This window comes from Hydrogenophaga sp. FW305-3-2-15-A-LB1 (assembly GCF_058787875.1).
In genome coordinates this window covers 1-19,295 of sequence record NZ_JBYTAE010000005.1, presented here as the reverse complement: position 1 = coordinate 19,295, position 19,295 = coordinate 1, and the positions used below count along the sequence as shown (strand labels likewise).

General features: G+C 68.8%; 19 protein-coding genes. 4 read left to right on the top strand and 15 right to left on the bottom strand.

Annotated elements, in window-relative coordinates; translation table 11 throughout:
• Positions 1-8: 8 nt before the first annotated feature.
• Positions 9-1,163, bottom strand: a complete 1,155-nt coding sequence (locus AC3WPZ_RS02335) for a CaiB/BaiF CoA transferase family protein (protein ID WP_492437915.1) — start codon at positions 1,161-1,163, stop codon at positions 9-11.
• Positions 1,160-2,320: an acyl-CoA dehydrogenase family protein gene (locus AC3WPZ_RS02330; RefSeq protein ID WP_492437913.1), complete on the bottom strand. Its 1,161-nt coding sequence runs from the start codon at positions 2,318-2,320 to the stop codon at positions 1,160-1,162. Before AC3WPZ_RS02330 ends, AC3WPZ_RS02335 begins: the two co-directional genes overlap by 4 nt.
• Positions 2,321-2,420: 100 nt before the next feature.
• Here AC3WPZ_RS02330 and AC3WPZ_RS02325 point away from each other — a divergent pair, with 100 nt between their 5' ends.
• A complete protein-coding gene (locus AC3WPZ_RS02325; RefSeq protein ID WP_444686434.1) occupies positions 2,421-3,314 on the top strand; it encodes a LysR family transcriptional regulator in 894 nt (297 codons plus the stop codon).
• A gap of 8 nt (positions 3,315-3,322) precedes the next feature.
• Here AC3WPZ_RS02325 and AC3WPZ_RS02320 read toward each other — a convergent pair whose 3' ends face one another.
• On the bottom strand, positions 3,323-4,300 hold the full coding sequence (locus AC3WPZ_RS02320) for a Bug family tripartite tricarboxylate transporter substrate binding protein (RefSeq protein ID WP_382158373.1): 978 nt from the start codon (positions 4,298-4,300) through the stop codon (positions 3,323-3,325).
• Positions 4,301-4,504: 204 nt separating this feature from the next.
• Between AC3WPZ_RS02320 and AC3WPZ_RS02315 the strand changes: the two genes are divergently transcribed.
• On the top strand, positions 4,505-6,061 hold the full coding sequence (locus tag AC3WPZ_RS02315; RefSeq protein ID WP_492437910.1) for an acyl-CoA synthetase: 1,557 nt from the start codon (positions 4,505-4,507) through the stop codon (positions 6,059-6,061).
• Entirely contained in the window at positions 6,061-6,909 is an 849-nt protein-coding gene (locus AC3WPZ_RS02310; RefSeq protein ID WP_492437908.1) for an alpha/beta fold hydrolase, read from the top strand. Before AC3WPZ_RS02315 ends, AC3WPZ_RS02310 begins: the two co-directional genes overlap by 1 nt.
• On the opposite strand, the gene AC3WPZ_RS02305 is transcribed toward AC3WPZ_RS02310, so the two are convergent.
• From AC3WPZ_RS02305 to AC3WPZ_RS02260, 10 genes are all read right to left on the bottom strand, one after another.
• Entirely contained in the window at positions 6,895-7,488 is a 594-nt protein-coding gene (locus tag AC3WPZ_RS02305; protein ID WP_382158369.1) for a chromate transporter, read from the bottom strand. The genes AC3WPZ_RS02310 and AC3WPZ_RS02305 overlap by 15 nt on opposite strands.
• Positions 7,489-7,490: 2 nt before the next feature.
• Complete coding sequence (locus AC3WPZ_RS02300) at positions 7,491-8,111, bottom strand: chromate transporter (RefSeq protein WP_382324469.1); 621 nt, start codon at positions 8,109-8,111, stop codon at positions 7,491-7,493.
• Between the two features lie 7 nt (positions 8,112-8,118).
• Positions 8,119-8,991: an AraC family transcriptional regulator gene (locus AC3WPZ_RS02295; protein ID WP_492432070.1), complete on the bottom strand. Its 873-nt coding sequence runs from the start codon at positions 8,989-8,991 to the stop codon at positions 8,119-8,121.
• Complete coding sequence (locus tag AC3WPZ_RS02290) at positions 8,988-9,449, bottom strand: GyrI-like domain-containing protein (protein WP_492437906.1); 462 nt, start codon at positions 9,447-9,449, stop codon at positions 8,988-8,990. The genes AC3WPZ_RS02295 and AC3WPZ_RS02290 overlap by 4 nt, the downstream gene beginning before the upstream one ends.
• Before the next feature lie 86 nt (positions 9,450-9,535).
• Entirely contained in the window at positions 9,536-10,465 is a 930-nt protein-coding gene (locus AC3WPZ_RS02285; protein ID WP_492437904.1) for a bifunctional helix-turn-helix transcriptional regulator/GNAT family N-acetyltransferase, read from the bottom strand.
• Positions 10,466-10,524: 59 nt separating this feature from the next.
• Entirely contained in the window at positions 10,525-10,911 is a 387-nt protein-coding gene (locus AC3WPZ_RS02280; protein ID WP_492437902.1) for a response regulator, read from the bottom strand.
• Positions 10,908-12,542: a GAF domain-containing sensor histidine kinase gene (locus AC3WPZ_RS02275; RefSeq protein ID WP_492432064.1), complete on the bottom strand. Its 1,635-nt coding sequence runs from the start codon at positions 12,540-12,542 to the stop codon at positions 10,908-10,910. Before AC3WPZ_RS02275 ends, AC3WPZ_RS02280 begins: the two co-directional genes overlap by 4 nt.
• A gap of 206 nt (positions 12,543-12,748) precedes the next feature.
• On the bottom strand, positions 12,749-13,492 hold the full coding sequence (gene fabG / locus AC3WPZ_RS02270) for a 3-oxoacyl-ACP reductase FabG (RefSeq protein ID WP_382324481.1): 744 nt from the start codon (positions 13,490-13,492) through the stop codon (positions 12,749-12,751).
• 70 nt (positions 13,493-13,562) lie between these two features.
• Positions 13,563-15,716 (bottom strand): 3-hydroxyacyl-CoA dehydrogenase NAD-binding domain-containing protein, encoded by a 2,154-nt coding sequence (locus AC3WPZ_RS02265; RefSeq protein ID WP_492437900.1) that lies wholly within the window; start codon positions 15,714-15,716, stop codon positions 13,563-13,565.
• 3 nt (positions 15,717-15,719) lie between these two features.
• Complete coding sequence (locus AC3WPZ_RS02260) at positions 15,720-16,925, bottom strand: acetyl-CoA C-acetyltransferase (RefSeq protein WP_444686440.1); 1,206 nt, start codon at positions 16,923-16,925, stop codon at positions 15,720-15,722.
• A gap of 98 nt (positions 16,926-17,023) precedes the next feature.
• Between AC3WPZ_RS02260 and AC3WPZ_RS02255 the strand changes: the two genes are divergently transcribed.
• Positions 17,024-18,187, top strand: a complete 1,164-nt coding sequence (locus tag AC3WPZ_RS02255; protein ID WP_492437898.1) for an acyl-CoA dehydrogenase family protein — start codon at positions 17,024-17,026, stop codon at positions 18,185-18,187.
• On the opposite strand, the gene AC3WPZ_RS02250 is transcribed toward AC3WPZ_RS02255, so the two are convergent.
• A complete protein-coding gene (locus AC3WPZ_RS02250) occupies positions 18,184-18,813 on the bottom strand; it encodes an ABC transporter ATP-binding protein (protein ID WP_382324489.1) in 630 nt (209 codons plus the stop codon). The two genes, AC3WPZ_RS02255 and AC3WPZ_RS02250, sit on opposite strands and share 4 nt — an antisense overlap.
• 4 nt (positions 18,814-18,817) lie before the next feature.
• Positions 18,818-19,295: general secretion pathway protein GspB (locus AC3WPZ_RS02245; RefSeq protein WP_492437896.1), on the bottom strand; the 478-nt coding region annotated here is incomplete at its 5' end.

Below are 19,295 nucleotides of genomic sequence, written 5' to 3'. Positions count from 1 at the left end.
GCCGGGCCTCAAGGGGCGAGCTCGGCGAGGTCTCCCGTTGCCAGCCAGCGCAGCACCTGATCTCTGTGGCCGTCGAGCACCGGTGCCGGGCCGCTGTGCGGCGCAATGCCGCCGGAGAATTTCACAGGGAAGTCCACGACGCGGCTGCCGCCATCGTCGCAGGGGCGCGACACGCCGCGCGCCACGACGTGCGGATCGTCCAGCAGCTCGTCGTATGCCAGCACCGGTGACCAGGGGATGTCGCGGGTGCCGAACTGTTCCGCCCACTGCCCCAGGGTCTTCGTGGCGAAGAGCGCTTTCAACAGGCCGTTGAGTCGGCGTTTGTGGCGAAGCCTGTCGGGCCTCGAGGCAAAGTCCGCGGCGCCCAGGGCAGGGCAGTCCGGCGCTAGGGCGTCGCGCAGGTTGTCCCAGAACTTCTCCTCCAGGATGCCGAGCGCGATGAAGCGGCCGTCCGCGGTGGCGAAGAGGTCGTTGTCGGGCATCACATGGCCCATCTTCTCGATGTCCTTGCCGGTTTTGCGCACCATGCTGTCGATGCCTGGGATGGTCCAGGCGGTCATGGCGTCGTGCAGCGACACGTCCAGGTGCTGGCCCTGGCCGCTCAGGCGCGCCGTCATCATGGCCACCACCAGCGACAAGGCCGCGTACATCGAACCGCAGTAGTCCGACAGGCGCACGTTGGGCCGCCCGGTGTGGTCGTCCACCTGCGAGGGCACGGCCCAGTAGCCGGCCAGCGCCAGGTAGTTCAGGTCGTGCCCCGCGCGCTGCGCATAGGGGCCGGTCTGGCCGAAGCCCGAGATCGAGCACAGCACCAGGGCCGGGTTCACCTCGCGCAAGGCCTCATAGCCCACGCCCAGGCGGTCCATCACGCCGGGGCGAAACCCTTCGATCAAGGCCTGGCTGCGCCGCGCCAGGCCCTTGAGCACGGCCTGGTCATCCGCATTTTTCAGGTCCAGCGCGATGGAGAGCTTGCCCCGGTTGTACTTGGCGAAGGTGTCGGCACCCAGCGCGCGGCCCGAATCGCCGCCCTGCGGGCGCTCGACCTTGATGACGGTGGCGCCCAGTTGCTGCAGCAACATGGCGGTGTGAGGGCCCGGGTGGAGCTGGCCGAGGTCGAGCACGACCTGGCCCGTCAGGCAGGTGGGAGGGACAGCGGTGTTCATGCCAGGATCGCTTTCGCGATGGTGTTGCGCTGGATCTCGCTGGTGCCGGTGAGGATGCGGTACAGCCGCAACCGGCGAAACGCGAACTCCACCGGGTGGTTCTTGGTGACGCCCACGTTGCCGTGGATCTGCACCGCCTTGTCGGCGATCTCGAAACACTTCTCCGACACGAAGAGCTTGCACATCGCGCCCTCCATGCGCACGTCGCCGCCTTCGTCGGCTTTCTGCGCCGCGGCCAGCACCATGCCTTCGCAGGCGTACAGCCCGGTCGCCATGTCGGCGAGCATGTGCTGGATGGCCTGGAAGCGGCTGATGGGGCCGCCGAACTGGCGGCGCTGCTGGGCGTATTCGAGCGAGAGGCGCAGGCACAGGCGCGCCAGGCCGATCATGTTGGGGCAGTGCAGCAGACGGTTGACGTTGACGCGCGCCATCGCGATCTTGAAGCCGCCACCTTCTTCACCGATCAGGTTGGCGCGCGGCACCCGCACGTTGTCGAAATGGATGTCGGCATCGACATGCTGGCCCGTCATCGGCAGGTAGTCGTAGGTGAGCGAGACACCGGGTGCGTCGAGGTCGACCAGGATGGCCGAGATGCCCTGGGCGCCGGCGTCCGGGTCGGTCACGCACATCACCACGGCGAAGTCGGCGAACGCGGACGCGGTGATGTAGTGCTTGTGCCCCGTGATGATGTAGTCGTCGCCGTCGCGCACGGCGCGGGTCTGGATGCTGGCGGCGTCGGAGCCGGACTGGGTTTCCGTCATCGCGAAACAGGCGCCTTTTTCGCCGCGCGCCACCGGCAGCATGTAGTGCTCCAGCTGGTAGGGCGAGGCGTACTTCAAGAGGTTGCCGATGCGCGAGGGGCCGCCCCAGTCACCCAGGACGTGAGGGAAGAGCACGGCGCCCGAGGCCGCCACGTCGGCCTTGAGGATGGCCAGATCGCGCACGCTCAGACCCAGGCCGCCCAGCTCCGGCGGCAACTGCAGCCCATAAAATCCGAGTTCGCGCGAGCGCTTCCAGATGGTCTTGGCGAAGTCTCTCGAGAGCTTGTCCTCGTAGGCGATGCCGGCCGATTTTTCGAAGGGGATCAGCTCTTCGTTCAGGTAGGCGTTGAGCCGTTCGCGAAGGCTGGCGAGGTCGGGATGGGTCGCTGTCGTCATGGTGGTGTGCCCGTGAAAAGTGGGTGTCGGGTGGATCATGTCGCGCGGATCGGGCACGGCGATCCGCAAGTGCCTGGGTTCGATAACCTTCGGGAATAACGTGCGAATCGAAGATCTCAACTACTTCATTGCGGTCGCGGAAACCGGCCATGTGGGGCGCGCTTCGCAGCGGCTGGGCCAGAGCCAGCCGGCGCTGACCAAGGGCATCCAGCGGCTGGAGCGCGAACTCAAGCTGCAGCTGTTCGAGCGCACCGCGCGCGGCATGGAGCTCACCACGGCGGGCACGGCGTTTTTCCAGCGCGCGCGCCATGTGCGGGTGAGCCTGGACGACGCCATCAAGGAGGCCAACGACCTCCACCTGGGCAAGAAAGGCCTGGTGCGCGTGGGCGTGGCACCGACCTACTCGGAGATGTTCTTCGGCCAGGCCTGCGCCGAGCTGCTGCGGCAGCGGCCGGCGGCGCGGGTGCAGGTCATGATCGGCCTGAACGATCAGCTGCTCGCGGCCCTGCAGTTCGGTGACCTGGACATGGCCATCAGCGCGCTGCCCGCGCACGAGACACCGGAGTTCACGCAACTGCCGCTGTTCCGCGACGACATCCACGTGGTCGCGCGCGCCGATCACCCGATGCTGGAGTCGACCTCCCTCCGGTTCAAGGACCTGGCGGACGCCTCGTGGGTCCTGCCCGGCCGCAACGTCGCGGCCCGGCGGTCCCTGGAAGCGCGCTTCGCCGAGCACGGCCTGCCGGAGCCCAACGTGGTGGTGGAGTCCAACTCGTCGGTCACCGCGCTGGCCAGCGTGGTGCGCACCACCGACCTGTTGAGCGTGATCCCGGCGTCGGTCCTGTCACGGCCCCAGGGGACGGGCCTCAAGCCCCTGGCCTTGGCGCAGGCGGTGTGGCCCCGCACGATCGGCATCTCGATGCGCAAGGCCGCCTACCTCTCTCCGCTGGCCGAGCGCCTGGTCGAGCTGTTGAAGGCGCACGGCCCCGTCTGAGTGGCGCCTCAGTCGGCGGTGATCTTGTTGTCGCGCACGATCTTGCCGTAGGCCTCGACTTCGGACGCGATGAACTTCTGGAACTGTTCGGCGGTGGTGGGTTCGATCCGGAACCCCATTTCCTCCATCCGCTGCCGGTTGGCCGGGCTGTCCTGGAAGGCCCGCACCACGCCGTGCCAGCGCGCCACGATCTCGGCCGGCATCTGGCGCTGACCCGCAATCCCCAGCCAGCTGCCGGCGTTGAGTTCGGGGTAGCCCACCTCGGACAGCGCGGGCACGTTGGGCAGGGCGCGTGAGCGGCCCTTGCTCGTGACCGCCAGGGCGCGGATGCGGCCCGCGTTCAGGAATTCCTGGGCGGGGGCGATGCCGATGATGCCCAGGTTGACCTGCCCACCGGAGAGGTCGGTCAGCGCGTTGGCGCCACCCCGGTAGGGGATGTGGGTGATGTCCACGCCGTAGTGCGCCTTGATCATCTCGAAGGTGAGGTGCATCGAGGTGCCCATGCCCGGCGTCGCGTAGTTCAGCTTGCCGGGGTTTTTCTTGGCATAGGCCACCAGCTCGGCCATGCTGTGGATCGGCATGGCGGCGTTCACCAGCACCACGTGGGGCGTGATGCTGACCATGGAGATGGGTGAAAAGTCCTTGGTCACGTCGTAGCCCGGCTTGGCGTAGAGGGACTTCGCGATCGCGTGGTTGCCGCCCAGCACGAGCAAGGTGTAGCCGTCGGGCGCCGCGTTGGCGACCCGCGCCGCGCCGATGTTGCCGCCGCTGCCCGCCACGTTTTCAACCACCACCGGCTGCTGCAGTTCCGTGCTGGCGAACTGCGCCAGCATGCGCGCGACGATGTCGAACTGGCCGCCCGCGCTGAACGGGATGATGAGTTTGATGGGGCGGTCCGGGTAGCGCCCCTGGGCGTGCGCGGGCAGTCCCAGGGCCAGCAGTCCGCCGGCGAGGCCGCCCAGAAGAAGAGTGCGTTTGGTCAGCATGCGTGGTGTCTCCAGAGAATTTTGATCTGGCTCGATTCTCTGGCGCCAGGGGCCATGGCGCGATTCCGCGGCGGGCGATATCGATGCCCCAGCGGCATGAGCGCGGCCATTCCCGGCGGGCATCGGGATCGCTCGGGGCCTTATCGGTCGGGCCTGTCGCCGATCCTACGATCCGTTCACTTTCATTCTTTGCGAGGAATCCCCGTGAACCAAGGCCGATTTTTGACCCGCAGCGCCCGCTACTGGCCGCAGCGCCCCGCCATTCTTTTTCACGACCGGGTGATCACCTACCGCGAGCTCGACGAGCGCTCCAGCCGGCTCGCCAACGCGCTGATCGCCCTGGGCGCGCAGAAGGGCGATCGGGTGCTCGTCCAGTCGTTCAACCGCCCGGAGCTGATCGAGTTCGAGTGCGCCATGTACAAGGCCGGTCTGGTGAAGGTTGCCCTCAATGCGCGCCTCTCGCCCGAAGAGATGGTGGAGTCCGCCAACAGCTCGCAGGCGACGATCATGCTCGTCGGGCCCGAGCACGTGGCTTCGGTGGTGCAACAGGCCGGCCGGTTGACGGACATCCGCACCCTGGTGGCGCTGGAGAACGGGCCGCAAGGCTTTCTGGACTACGAGGCGCTGCTGGCGGCAGCCTCGCCGGTGTCGCCCGACGTGGAGATGGAGGCCTCCGATCTCGCGGTGCTGCATTTCACCTCGGGCTCGACCGGCAAGGTCAAGGCCTCGATGCAGACGGTGGGCAACCGCCTGGCGTCGCTGCGCAAGGTCGTCATGGGCCGGCTGCGGGCCAAGCCCGGCGACGTGCTGGCGCTGGCCGGGCCCGTCACGCACGCCAGCGGCATGTTCATCCAGCCCTTCCTGTTCCAGGGCGGCACCATCCTGCTGCACGACCGCTTCGATGCCGAGGTGTTCATGGCCTCCGTGCAAAAGCACCGCGTGACCGCCTGCTTCCTGGTGCCGACCATGATCAACATGATCCTCGCGCATCCGCGCCTGAAGGCGTTCGACCTCAGCTCGCTGCGCGATGTCACCTACGGCTCGGCCCCGATCGCGCCCTCGCGCATCAAGGAGGCATGGAAGGCCTTCGGGCCGGTCCTGTCGCAAGGTTATGGCGCGGGCGAGACCACGGGCGGGCTGGTGATCCTGACGGCGGAGGACCACCGCATCGCGATCGAAGAAGGCCGCGAAGAACTGCTGCTCTCCTGTGGCCGCGCGTTCGGTGAATCCCGTGTGCGCCTGGTGGACGACGCCGGCCAGGAGGTGCCGCTGGGCGAGGTTGGCGAGATCGTGATCCAGGGCCCCGATGTGTTCGCCGGCTACTGGCGCGAGCCCGAGATCACCGCCGACACCCTGAAGAACGGGTGGCTGCACACCGGCGACCTGGCCCGCATGGACGAACTCGGCTACCTCTCGATCGTCGATCGCAAGAAGGAGATGATCATCTCCGGCGGCTTCAACGTGTACCCCAGTGAAGTGGAGCTGGCCTTGTACCGGCACCCCGCGGTCTACGAAGTCTGCGTGGTGGGGGTGCCCGACGCCACCTGGGGCGAAGCCATCAAGGCGGTGGTCGTCAAGCGCGAGGGGCACGAGGTGGCCGCCGACGAGCTGGTGGATCATTGCCGCCAGTTCCTGGCGGACTTCAAGAAGCCCCGTTCGGTCGACTTCGTGTCGGAGCTGCCCAAGAACGCGAACGGCAAGCTCTCGCGCAAGGAGCTGAAGGAGCGCTACTGGGATGGGCAGGCCCGGCGCGTCGCGTGATGCCGGCCGCGCAGATCGAGCGCGTGGCCGCGCTGGCCGAGCGCCACACGGTGGACGCCCTGGGCGTGCGCGTGTGCTGGCGCCGCTTCGGTCGCGGCGGCCCGCCACTGGTCCTGCTGCATGGCGGGTATGGGAACTGGATGCACTGGATCCGCAATGTGGAGGCGCTGTCGGCGGCGCACGAGCTGTGGGTGCCCGACATGCCGGGCTTCGGCGAATCCGGCGCCTTGCCGCCCGAGGTGCCGAGGGCCGCACGGCTGGAGGCGCTGGTGGTGCACCTGACGGCCGCCCTGGACGCCTTGCTCGGGCCGGAGGCCCGGTTCGGTCTCGCCGGATTTTCCTTCGGGTCGCTGGTGGCCATGGGCGTGGCCGAGCGCACCCGTCGGGTCCGGCGCCTGGCGCTGGTGGGGCCGGCGGGCCATGGGTCCGGGCGCCAGCGCGAGATCAGGCTCGTGGACTGGCGCCAGGCGGACGGCGCGGTGCACACCCGCGACCTGCTTCGGCGCAATCTGGCCGAACTCATGATCGCCCCGGCCAGCGACATCGACGCGCTGGCCCTGGACATCCACGAGCGCGCCTGCAGGGCCGCGCGCTTTCAGAGCCGGCACTTCTCGCAGTCGGCGCACCTGCCCACCGCTCTGGCGGCCTTCGATGCGCCGGTGCTCGGCGTCTGGGGACGGGAGGACGCGACCGGCCTGGCCGAGCGCGTGGCATCGACCCTGGGCCTGGGCACGGCCGAACGGCCCTGGGCCGTGGTGGAAGGGGCGGGCCACTGGGTGCAATACCAGCGGCCCGACAAGGTCAACGACCTGCTGCTGAACTGGTTTGCGCCTTCAGACCAGGCCTAGCGCGCCCAGCAAGCCGCCCGCGCCGATCATCCACAGCAGGTGCATCTTCGTGCGCCACACCAGCACGGTGGTGACGGCGGTGAGCAGCCACAGCGGCCAGTCGCGCGCGGGGTGCTCGTGCGAGCCGGTGAGCAGCCAGCCGGTGGCGATCAGCAGCGCGATCACGATCGGGGCCATGCCGGTCTTGAAGGCGCGCACCGCGCGCAGCTCGCGGTTCTGGTGCGCCCAGCGCGTGGCGGTGTAGGTCAGCACCGACGAAGGCAGCAGGATGGCCACCATGGTGACCAGCACGCCGAACAGGCCGAGGGCCCAGGCCAGCCAGCCGGCCGAGGGGCCACCGCCCGCGTTGAGGCCCACGTTCCAGCCCAGCACGGCGACGAACAGCACGTTCGGGCCGGGCGCGGCCTGCGAGATGGCGATGGACGAGGTGAACTGCGCCTCGCTCAGCCAGCCGTTCTGCAGGACGAGGTAGCGGTGCATGTCGGGCGCGGTGGTGATCGCGCCGCCCACGGCCAGCAGCGAGAGCGAGGCAAAGTGGGTGAAGAGGTCGAGCCAGTTGGCCGGGGTGGGCAGCATCATGCTCAGGCGTCTCCCTTCCTGGCGCGGTCGGCGTCGACGTCGCTCAACACCCGGTACGCCCACAGGCAGGCCCCCCCGCCGATGCTGAGCAGCACCCACAGCAGGGGCCAGCGCAGCAGCCCGATGGCGATGAAGGTGAGCACCGCCAGGAAGACGCACATGCCCATGCCCAGGGCGTTCTTGTTCAGCGCCCCGATGAGTTTGATGCCGGTGGCGGCGACCAGGCCGGCCGCCACCGCGCCCATGCCGCGCAGCGCGTTCTGCGCCACGGCGCTGTCGGCCACGCTGCCGTAGAGCGCGGCCAGCAGCAGCACCAGCACCATGGGCGCGGTCAACATGCCGGCCAGCGCCGCCAGGGCGCCCGGCAGGCCGAAATAGCGCCCGCCGATCATCATGGAGAGGTTGACCACGTTGGGGCCCGGCATGATCTGCGCGACGGCCCAGTCCTCCACGAACTGCTCGCGGCTCATCCAGCGCTTCTTCTCCACCAGCTCGCGCTGCACCACCGCCAGCACACCGCCAAAACCCTGCAGGGCCAACCAGGTGAAGGAGACGAACAGGTCGGTTTTCGACTGCGGGTGCTGGAGAGGGAGGGTGTCGGGGGCGGTCTGGGCGGGCGGCATGCCCGGATTATCGGGCCGCGGTGGCCCGGGCCAGGGGCAGGCAGATGTCGGTGAGCAGGTCGGCCGGCGCGGTGTCGCGCGGGTTGTTGAGGTACTCCTCGAACACCGGCGCGTCGCCCACCTCGTGGCCGCTGTTCACGAGCCAGTGGCCGTACAGCCACTGGTAGGCCGCGCGCATGGTGGCGTAGGGCCCGCGGTGGCGCAGCACGGCGCAGGGTCCGCCACCCACCTCGAAGGCCACGAGGGGTGGCACCACCTCGGCGCTGTCGGGCACGGACAGGCCGGCGCGCGAGCACAGCTGGCGCTCGGGCACCGAGGACGGGTCGTCGAAATACTCGGCGATCCAGCGCGAGGCTGGCCCCACCTGGCCGCGCGCGGCCAGTTGCACGTAGCTGCGCTCGAACGCCTTGCCGATGGCCATGTACGAGCCCTTGTGGTCCAGGCCGGCCAGGCGCACGCGCGGGATCTCCCGCACGCTCACTTCGTAGCCCGCGGGCGCGGCGCTCGCCGCCTGCGCCGTGCGAAAGGCCACGTGGTTGCCCTGCTGGCGGTACTGCAGCGGGCTCATGCCGTAGGCCGTTCGGAAGGCGCGCGCGAAGGACTGGGCATTCGGGTAGCCGCAGCGGCGCGCGAGCTGTTCCACCGGCAGGCTGGTGTTGGCCAGGTAGCCCGTGGCCCAGTGCAGGCGCAGCCGCCGAACGGTGACCGCGATGGTCTCGCCGTGCAGCGCGTGGTAGACGCGGTGCCAGTGGTAGGGCGAGAGGTGCGCCACCTCGGCCAGCCGGTGCAGGTCGAGCGGCTCGTCCAGGTGGTCGTGCAGGTAGGCGATCACGCGGCCCAGGCGCTGCTGGTAGTCGGTCCAGCCGTGGCCCGGGTTCATGCGCTGGCGCCGGGCCGCAGGCCGATGAGGATGTCGATCTGGCCGTCGGCGCGGTAGCGTTCGCAGTCGGCCAGGTAGGCCTTGGGCAGGTCGTCGCGCTGCCAGACCGCCTGCCACGCGGGGCCCACCTGGTCGAAGCGCCCCTGGGGCACGGGGAAGACCGCGCGCGGCGAGGCCGGCAGCACGGCGTGGCTCATGCCGGGTGGCACGGCCTGCGTGCTGCTCACCGGCGCGCCGATGATGAGCGAATAGACGCCCTCGTTGTTCACGCCCGCGTTCTCGAAGTGCGTGTAGACCGCGTACACCTCGTCGGAGAGCTTGCCCGGGATGCGCGCGAGCACGCCTTCCTCGGTGAAGCGCTGCCAGTGCGGCGGGATGGTCCGCATGGCCTCGTGGTTGTCGGTCCTGAGTTCGATGCCGATGATGCGCACGGCGCGGTCTTGCTGTTCGAGGTGCATGGAAGGCTCCTGAAAGGGATCGGGGTCGAGGCCTTCAATCTAGCCGCGCCGGGCTGACATTTCTTGCGGAGTTGCGCCGCAGGCCCTCACAGCGTCAATTCCCAGGTCTCGCCCACGAGGTCCTTGCCATAGCCGTGGTGCGCCTCGCTGTGCACCAGCGTGAAGCCGCGCCTGGCGTAGATGGCGCGCGCGGCGCTCAGGATGCTGTTGGTCCACAGCACCATTTTGCGGTAGCTCTTGGCGCGCGCGAAGGCCAGGCATTCGTCGGTGAGGCGCCCGCCCAGGCCCAGGCCGCGCGCGGCGGGGCTCAGGATGAGCAGGCGCAGCTGGGCCTCGGTCTCGCTCTTGCGCACCACGAAGACCGAACCCACGCGCTCGCCGTCGAGCTCGGCGATCCAGCCGCGTTCCCAGGCCGGATCGTGCCGGCGGATCATGCCCGCCGCGATCTCGGCGACCAGGGCCTCGAACTCGCTGTTCCAGCCGTACTCGCGGGCGTAGATCTCGCCGTGCTGCTGCACCACCCAGCCCATGTCGCCGGGGCGCACGTCGCGCAGCACGGCGGTGCGGGAGGCGGAGGCGCTGCCGGGGTCGAGCAGGCCTTGTGCGCGCGCGAGCGCGGCCATGAGCGCCTGGCGCTGATCGGGCGCCAGCGGGGCCAGCAGGTGGGCGGCCTCGTCGCGCGAACGTTGCTGCAGGGGCTCGAAGGCGGTGCGGCCCTCGGCGGTCAGGCTCAGCGCGTGTTGCCGGGCGTCGTTGGGCAGCGGGGTGCGCGTGATCCAGCCGGCGCTGGTGAAGCGGCGCACGATGCGGCTGAGGTAACCGGCGTCGAGCACCAGTCGGCGCCCGAGCTCGCTGGCGGTGCAGGGCGCGTGGTGCGCCAGCTCGTACAGCACGCGCACCTCGGTGAGCGAGAACGCGCTGCCCAGGTAGGGGTCGAGCAGGCCGGTGCGCTGGGTGTAGAAGCGGTTGAAGGCGCGCAGCGCGCGCACTTGGGCGGGGTCAACGGGGGATGTCATGCCCCCGATTCTGGTTCAGTTATTTGACTTTGGCAAGTAACTATCTGACAAAGGCAATATCAACCCCGCTGCAGCATCTCCCGCACGCGCTCCCGGGTGAGCGGCTTGGTGACGAAGCCCTGGATCACCGGCATGCCGCTGGCGCGCAGGCGGTCCTGCGGTGCGTCGGACGAGGTCAGCATCATCACCAGCATGGTGGGTTTGTCCTGCAGCAGCGGCTGGGCCTGGCGCGCGAACTCGAAGCCGTCCATCTGCGGCATGTTGATGTCGAGAAACAGGCAGGTGGGCATGGCCAGCAGGTCGCTGCGCAGGAAGTCCAGCGCCTCGGCGCCGCTTTCGAACACCCGCACCTCGCCGGTGAAGCCGGCGCGGCGGATCATGATCTCGTGGTAGACGTTGTCGGCCTCGTTGTCGTCGACCAGGATGAAACGTTGTGGAATGGTCATGGGGCGCCTCGGGACGGCGTGCCGTGCGGCACCGGCAGGTGCAGCGTGAAGCGGCTGCCTTCACCCGGCACCGACTGCACCGAGAGGTGGCCGCCGTGCAGCGCCGCGATGCGCCGGCAGATCGGCAGGCCCAGGCCCGAGCCGGCGTGCGTCTTGCGCGGGTGCAGGCGCTTGAACATGTCGAAGATGCTGGCCTGATGCTCGGGGGCGATGCCCAGGCCGTTGTCGAGCACGTGGATCTGGTCGAAGCCATGCTCGCGCGTGGCGCTCACGCGCACGTGCGGCGGCACGCCGGGCCGCGCGAAGGCCAGGCCGTTGGCCACCAGGTTCTGCAGCGCGATGCGAAGCAGGGACGGATCGGCCTGCACGGTGGGCAACGAATCGCACTGCAGTTGGCCCTGGGTCTTCGTCAGCGCGTCGCCGAGGTCGTCGCCCACCTGGCCGACCAGCACGGTCACGTCCACCGGCCCGCTGTCGAGCGAGTGGCGGTCCAGGCGCACGTACTTCAGCAGGCTGTCCAGCAGGCAGGCCATGTGCTGGCCGCCCGTGCGCACGAAGCCCAGGTAGCGCCGCGCATCGGGCGAGAGTTCGTGCTGGTGGTCGGCCTCCAGCAGCGAGGTGAAGTTGTTGATGGCGTTGATGGGCTCGCGCAGGTCGTGCGACAGGATGTGGATGAAGCGCTCCTGTTCCAGCGTCTTCTTCTCGAGCTGGACGATGGTTTCTCCGAGCTGGCGTTCCTTGTTCTTGAGTTCCTGGATGTCGCGCCCGCGCATGACCACGCCGCTGACCTTCCCGTCCGCGCCGCGCACGGGCAGCAGGGCGATCTCCATGTGGCGGTTGCCGGCGACCTTGAAATGCGAGACGCGCTGGTAGATCACGGTCTCGCCGGCCATGGCGCGCGCCATCTTGGAGCCGACCATGTTGTTGTAGGTCGCTTCACCCAGGCGGTCCTTGACGGCCACGCCGATGACTTCGCTGCGCGTGCTGCCGATGTAGTTCAGGTAGGTCTGGTTGACGTGGCGGTAGACGCCGTCAGCGTCGATGTAGGCCTGCAGGTCCAGCCCGGCGGCGGCCATGGCGGTGAGTTCCTCGTGCGCCTGCTGGGCCTCGTTGGCGGAGCGCCGGGTCTCGAGCTGGCGCGCCCGCTCGTGTTCGAGCAGCGTGGCAACCAGGGCCGAGAGGCGGCTCAGGGCGCTCAGCTGCACCGAATGCAGCGTGCGCGCCATCTGGTCGATGACGCACACCGTGCCCAGCGCGAAGCCGTCGCTGGTGACGATGGGCGCACCGGCGTAGAAGCGCACGTTGGTCGGGCCGGTGACCAGCGGGTTGCATTGGAAGCGCGTGTCCTGGCTCATGTCCTCGACCACCATGACGTGCTCCGGATCGAGGATGGCATGCGAGCAGAACGCCACCTCGCGCGGGGTTTCGCTCACGTCCACGCCGACGCGGGACTTGAACCACTGGCGGTCGCGGTCGATGAGGGTGATCAGCGCCACCGGCGTGCCGCAGATCACCTGCGCCAGCGCGGAGATGTCGTCAAACGCTTTCTGGGGCAGGGTGTCGAGCACGCCCAGGCCGCGCAACCGGGCCAGGCGTTGTTCCTCGTTGGAGGGAAGGGGAGCAGTCTGCATGCGGGCCGGAACGGAACGGGACGGAGCGAGGCCCCGATGATTGCATACCCGCCAGGGATGTGAGCCGCCGGCAGGCGGCCTGCGGCGGCACTGGGGCAGTCCCGCACGTGATTTCGTCACGTTCCTGACGCAATTCGCCGCCAGACCAAAAAAACCAGGCGAGCGGCGCCAGCCTCCAGAGCACGTGGCGGCGCAGGGCGGCTCCTCTACACCGACATGCCGCCCGAGACCTCGATCACGGCGCCGTTGATGTAGCTGGCCTCGTCGCTGGCCAGGAAGGCGTAGACGTTGGCGATCTCCTCCGGCCGGCCCAGGCGGTGCAGCGGCACGCGGTGCTCCATCTCGGCGATGACCTTGGCCGGGATGGTGTCCAGGATGGGCGTGGCGATGAAGCCGGGCGCCACCGCGTTCACGCGCACGCCCTTGGGGCCGAGTTCGCGGCTCCAGGTCTTGGTGAAGCCGATCACGCCGAACTTGCTCGCGGCGTAGTTGGTCTGCCCGAAGTTGCCATAGATGCCGACCACCGACGAGGCGTTGAGGATCACGCCACTGCCTTGCGCGGTCATGGTGTCGGCCACGGCCTGCGCGCAATGGAACACGCCGCGCAGGTTGACGTCGATCACGCGGTCGAACTGCTCGAGCGTCATCTTCTGCAGGCGCGCGTCCTGCGTGATGCCGGCGTTGTTCACCAACACGTCGATGCGGCCGAAGCGCGCCTTCACCTGGGCCACCACCGCGTCGACCATCTCGCGCTGGGTCACGTCCATCACCAAGCCCAGGGCGGTGGCGCCCAGCGCCTCGCACTGCCGCACGGCGCTGTCCACCGCGGCCTGCTTCACGTCGCACACGATGACGGTGGCGCCTTCCTGCGCGAACTTGAGCGCGGTGGCCAGGCCGATGCCTTGCGCCGCACCGGTGATGAGGCTGACTTTTCCTTCGAGTCGTTTCATGGGGAAGAGGGGGAGGGTGGTTCAAAAAAACGCCGGCGGGGTGGCCGCCGGCGCGTGGGAGCGGACGTGTTCAGTACACCGGCTGGTGCTGGCGGATCGCGTTCTTCGCCGCCTCGTCGAGCGCGAAGCCCGCGCCGTGGCGCGCCGCCAGCTCGGCGCAGCGCCGTTCGAAGGCCTCGATGCCCATGCCGTAGATGAACTGCAGCGCACCGCCCGTCCAGGCCGGGAAGCCGATGCCGAAGATCGAGCCGATGTTGCCGTCGTGCACGGTGGTGAGCACGCCTTCGGCGAGGCAGCGCGCGGTCTCCACCGACTGGCGGTAGATCAGGCGGTCCTTGACGTCCTGCAGGTCCCAGGCGGCGCCGGGCTTCTCGAAGCGCGCCTTGAGTTCGGGCCAGAGCTGCTTCTTCTGGCCCGCGGGGTAGTCGTAGAAGCCGCCGCCGGCGGCGCGGCCCGGCCGCTTGAATTCCTTGACCATGCGCTCGACCAGCAGCTCGCCCGGCGTGGCGGCGTAGCGGCGGCCTTCCTTCTCGAAATCGGCGCGGGTCTGGTCCATCACGTGCACCGAGAGCGAGAGCGCGGTCTCATCCAGCACGGCCAGCGGCCCCACCGGCATGCCCGCCTGCATGGCGGCGTTCTCGATCACCGGCGCCGGAATGCCTTCGCCCAGCATGGCCGCGCCTTCCATCACGAAGGTGCCGAAGGTGCGGCTGGTGTAGAAGCCGCGTGAGTCGTTCACCACGATGGGCAGCTTGCCCAGGGCCTGCACGTAGTCGAAGGCGCGCGCGATGGTCTCGTCGTCGGTCTCCTTGCCGCGGATGATCTCCACCAGCTTCATCTTGTCCACCGGGCTGAAGAAGTGGATGCCGACGAAGCGCTGCGGCCGGCTGCTGGCCTGTGCCAGGCCGGAGATGGGCAGGGTGGAGGTGTTGCTCGCGAAGAAGCCGCCGGCGGCCAGCATGGGCTCGGTTTCCTTGGTGACGGCGGCCTTGACCTCGCGGTTCTCGAACACCGCCTCGATGATCAGGTCGCAGCCCTTGAGGTCGCTAGGGTGGTCGGTGGGCAGGATGTGGTCGAGCAGCTCGCGCTGGTCGTAGGGGCTCATGCGGCCCTGGTCCACGCGGGTCTGGGTGAGCTTGAAGCTGTAGGACTTGCCGCGCTCGGCGGTTTCGATGCTCACGTCCTCCAGCACGGTGCGGATGCCCCGGCTGGCCTGCACGTAGGCGATGCCCGCGCCCATCATGCCGGCGCCGAGCACGCCCACCTTCTTCGGCTTGTAGCGCGAGATCCCCTTGGGACGCGACTGGCCGCTCTTGATCGCGTTGAGGTTGAAGAAGAACGTGTTGATCATGTTCTTCGCCACCGGGCTCACGATGAGCTTCGCGAGGTAGCGGCTCTCGATGCGCAGCGCGGTGTCGAAGTCCACCATCGCGCCTTCGGCCATGGCGGCGAGCGCCGCCTCGGGCGCCGGGTAGAGCCCGCGCGTCTTCTGCTTGAGCATGGCGGGCGCCACGGTGAGCATGCCGGCGACCTTGGGGCTGCTCGGCGTGCCGCCGGGAATCTTGTGGTTCTTGTCGTCCCAGGGCTGGCGCGACTGCGGGTGCGCCGCGATCCAGTCCAGCGCGGCGTTGCGCAGCGCATGGGTCACATCGCCCTCGGGCGAGACGAGTTCGTGCACCAGGCCGAGCTCCTGCGCTTCGCGCGGGTTGAACAGCTTGCTCTCCAGGATGTAGGGCTGCGCGCCCATCAGGCCGAGCAGGCGCACCATCTTTGTGATGCCGCTGGCGCCGGGGATGAGGCCCAGCGTGATCTCGGGCAGGCCGAGCTGGATCTTGGGGTCGTTCACCGCGATGCGGTGGTGGCCCACAAGCGCCACTTCCCAGCCACCGCCCAGCGCCGTGCCGTTGATGCAGCTCACCACCGGCACGCCCAGTGTCTCCAGCGTGCGGAAGTTCTTCTTGGTCTGCTCGATCTCGGCGAACACGCGCGGCGCGTCGCTGGGCTGCAGGCGCATCGTGCCCTTGAGGTCGGCGCCCGCGAAGAAGGTGCTCTTGGCCGAGGCCAGGATGATGCCCTTGATGTCGGCGCAGTCGCGCATGACCTGTGCCGTGACCTCGGTGAGGTCCTGCTGCCAGTCGGCGCACATGGTGTTGACGGGGGATCCTTCCTCGTCGAAGGTGATGGTGGCGATGCCGTCGGCGAGTTCGTAGCGGATGGTTTTCATGCCTCAGATCCTTTCGACGATCGTGGCGATGCCCATGCCGCCGCCCACGCACAGCGTGGCCAGGCCGTAGCGCAACTGGCGGCGGTGCAACTCGTCGATCAGCGTGCCCAGGATCATGGCGCCGGTGGCGCCCAGCGGGTGGCCCATGGCGATGGCGCCACCGTTCACGTTCACCTTCTCGTGGGGCACGCCCATCTCCTTCATGAACTTCATGGGCACGGCCGCGAAGGCCTCGTTGACCTCGAACAGGTCGATCTGCTCGATGGACAGACCAGCCTTCGCCAGGGCCTTGCGCGCCGCCGGCATGGGGCCGGTGAGCATGATGGTGGGGTCGGCGCCCGAGAGCGCCACCGAGACGATGCGCGCGCGCGGCGTGAGGCCGTGCGCCTTGCCCGCGCTGTCGCTGCCGATCAGCACGGCGGTCGCGCCGTCGACGATGCCCGAGGAGTTGCCTGCGTGGTGCACATGGTGGATGCGCTCGACCTGCGGGTAGCGCTGCAGCGCCACGGCGTCGAAGCCCATGCCGCCGAGGTGTTCGAACGCGGGCTTGAGCGAGGCCAGGCCGTCCATCGTGGTCTGCGGCTTGATGAACTCGTCCTCGTCCAGGATGGTCTGGCCCAGGAAGTCGGTGACGGGCACCACCGAGCCTTTGAAGTACCCGGCCGCGCGCGCCGCCGCCGCGCGCTTCTGCGATTCGAGGGCGAAGGCGTCCACGTCCTCGCGCGTGAAACCTTCGAGCGTGGCGATCAGGTCGGCACCGACGCCCTGCGGCACGAACAGGGTGTCGCTGTTGGTCTGCGGGTCTTGCGCCCAGGCGCCGCCGTCGGAGCCGATGGGCACGCGGCTCATGCTCTCCACGCCGCCGGCCACCACCAGGTCTTCCCAGCCGCTGCGCACCTTCATCGCCGCCATGTTCACCGCCTCGAGGCCGGAAGCGCAGAAGCGGTTGAGCTGCACGCCCGAGCAGCGCCAGTCCCAGCCGGCCTTGAGCGCGGCCACCTTGGCGATCACCGAACCCTGCTCGCCGATGGGCGAGACCACGCCCATGACCACGTCGTCCACCGCGCCGGTGTCGAAGCCATTGCGTTGCTGCAACTGGGTGAGCACGCCGGCCAGCAGGTCGATCGGCTTGACCTCGTGCAGGCTGCCGTCTTTCTTGCCCTTGCCGCGCGGCGTGCGCACGGCATCGAATACGAATGCTTCGCTCATGGTGTCTCCTGGGGGAAGGCGGATGCCGCGAATCAGTATAGACTTTTGCCAAGCATTTGCTTTCTGTAATTCTTCGCCGCAGTCTGATAGGTGACACCATGATCGAACGCACCCTGTTCAACGCCGACCACGAGGCCTTTCGCGACAGTTTCCGCAAGTTCGTGGAGAAAGAGGTCGCGCCACACCACGAGGCCTGGGAGGAGCAGGGCTACGTGGACCGCGCGGTCTGGAGCAAGGCCGGCGAGAACGGTTTTCTCTGCATGACCTTGCCCGAGGCCTATGGTGGCTCGGAAGCCGACAAGCTCTATTCGGTGGTGCAGATGGAGGAGATCGCGAGCAGCGGCTTCAGCGGGATCGGCTTCGGCCTGCACAGCGAGATCGTGGCGCCGTACATCCTGCACTACGGCACCGAGGAACAGAAGAAGAGATACCTGCCCCGGCTCGCCACGGGCGAGATGGTCGGCGCGATCGCGATGAGCGAGCCCGCCGCCGGCAGCGACCTGCAGGGGGTCAAGAGCACCGCCATCAAGCAGCCTGACGGCAGCTATCTGCTCAACGGCAGCAAGACCTTCATCACCAACGGCTGGCACGCCGACCTCGTGATCGTGGTCGCCAAGACCGACCCGAGCGCGGGCGCCAAGGGCACCAGCCTGCTGCTGGTCGAGCGCGGCATGCCGGGTTTCGAAAAAGGCAAGCGCCTGAAGAAGCTGGGCATGAAGGCGCAGGACACCTCCGAGCTGTTCTTCGACAACGTGAAGGTGCCGGCCGAGAACCTGCTGGGTGGCCCGGCCATGGAAGGCCGGGGCTTCATCTGCCTCATGGAGCAACTGCCCTGGGAGCGGCTGCAGATCGCCATCGGCGCGGTGGCGTCGGCGCAGGCCGCGATCGACTGGACGGTGCAGTACACCAAGGACCGCAAGGTCTTCGGCCAGGCCGTGGCCCAGTACCAGAACACGCGCTACACCCTGGCCGAGCTGCAGACCGAGGTGCAGGTGGCGCGCGTGTTCGTCGACAAGTGCTGCGAGCTCATCGTGGACGGCAAGCTCGACACCGCCACCGCGAGCATGGCCAAGTACTGGTGCTCCGACCTGCAGTGCAAGGTGATGGACGAGTGCCTGCAGCTGCACGGCGGCTACGGCTACATGTGGGAGTACCCCATCACCCGTGCCTACGCCGACGCGCGCGTGCAGCGCATCTACGGCGGCACGAACGAGATCATGAAAGAGGTGATCTCGCGCGGGATGGGGCTGGGCGGGCGCTAGAGCGAGACCGTCTTCTTCAGAGCGATGCCTTCGGGCGCCTCGTGGTCCGCCAGCAGCCAGGCCCGGCTGGGGTGGTCGGCGGCGTCCTGCAGCAACTCGCGCAGGAAGCGGATCGAGGGCGCGTCGAGCGCGGCGAAGGGCTGGTCGATCAGCGTGAGCGGTGTGCCCGACGCGAACGCCGCAGTGAGCCAGACCTTGCGCCGGCTGCCGGTGGAGAGCATGTACATCGGCTTGGCCAGGTGCGGCCCCAGCCCGAAGCCCTGCACCAGTTCGGCCATGGAATCGGCGTCGAAGTTCGGGTAGTGGTGGCTCAGGCTGTCCAGGTAGCCCTTGGCCGCCAGTGCGTCGTGCGCCTCGGTCTGCGGGTCGATCCAGAACACCTGGTGGCGGTAGGCATCGTGGTGCTCATCGAGGTGGATGCCGTGGATCACCAGCGAGCCGGCATCGGCGTTCTGGGCACCTGCCAGCAGCCGCAGCAGGGTGCTCTTGCCGCTGCCGTCGTCGCCACGCACCAGGCTGACGCCGGGCGGGATGTCGAACGACAGCCGATCGAACAGGGGCGGCTCGGCCCAGCCGAAGCGCAGGCCCTTGACCTGCAGGACGGGTTCTTCCGGGTCGGCGTTCATGTCGTCAGTAGCCGATGGAGTAACGCAAGCCGTTGTGGTTGAGCACCGCGCTGCGCTGGCCGATGGTCTCCAGCTTGAAGCCGGGCGAGATTTCCTGGCCCTCCTGCAGCACCTTGCCGTTGACGATCAGCATGCGCAGGGCCGGGTTCTTGGAGTAGGTCGAGCCGCTCACGTTGACGGCCGGCAACTGCGCGCGGGCTTCGGGCGAGAGCTCGGCAAAGCTGCGCACGGGTGCGGCGTTGGCCTCCGGGGGGCTGGCGGCGGCCGGGGCCGCAGGCGGTGCCACGGCGGGCGCCTTGGCCGTCGCGGCGGGGGCTGGCGTGGCCGCCACAGGCGGCGCGTTGGCCGGTGATGACGCGGCAGGGGTGGCGGCCGGCGCGGGCGCCGGCGGGTTGCTGGCCTGGGGCCGCTTGGGTGCGGGTTCCACGCGGGGCGGCGCCAGGATGGGCTGCACCGGTTCGGGCGCGGGCATGGCGGGGCTG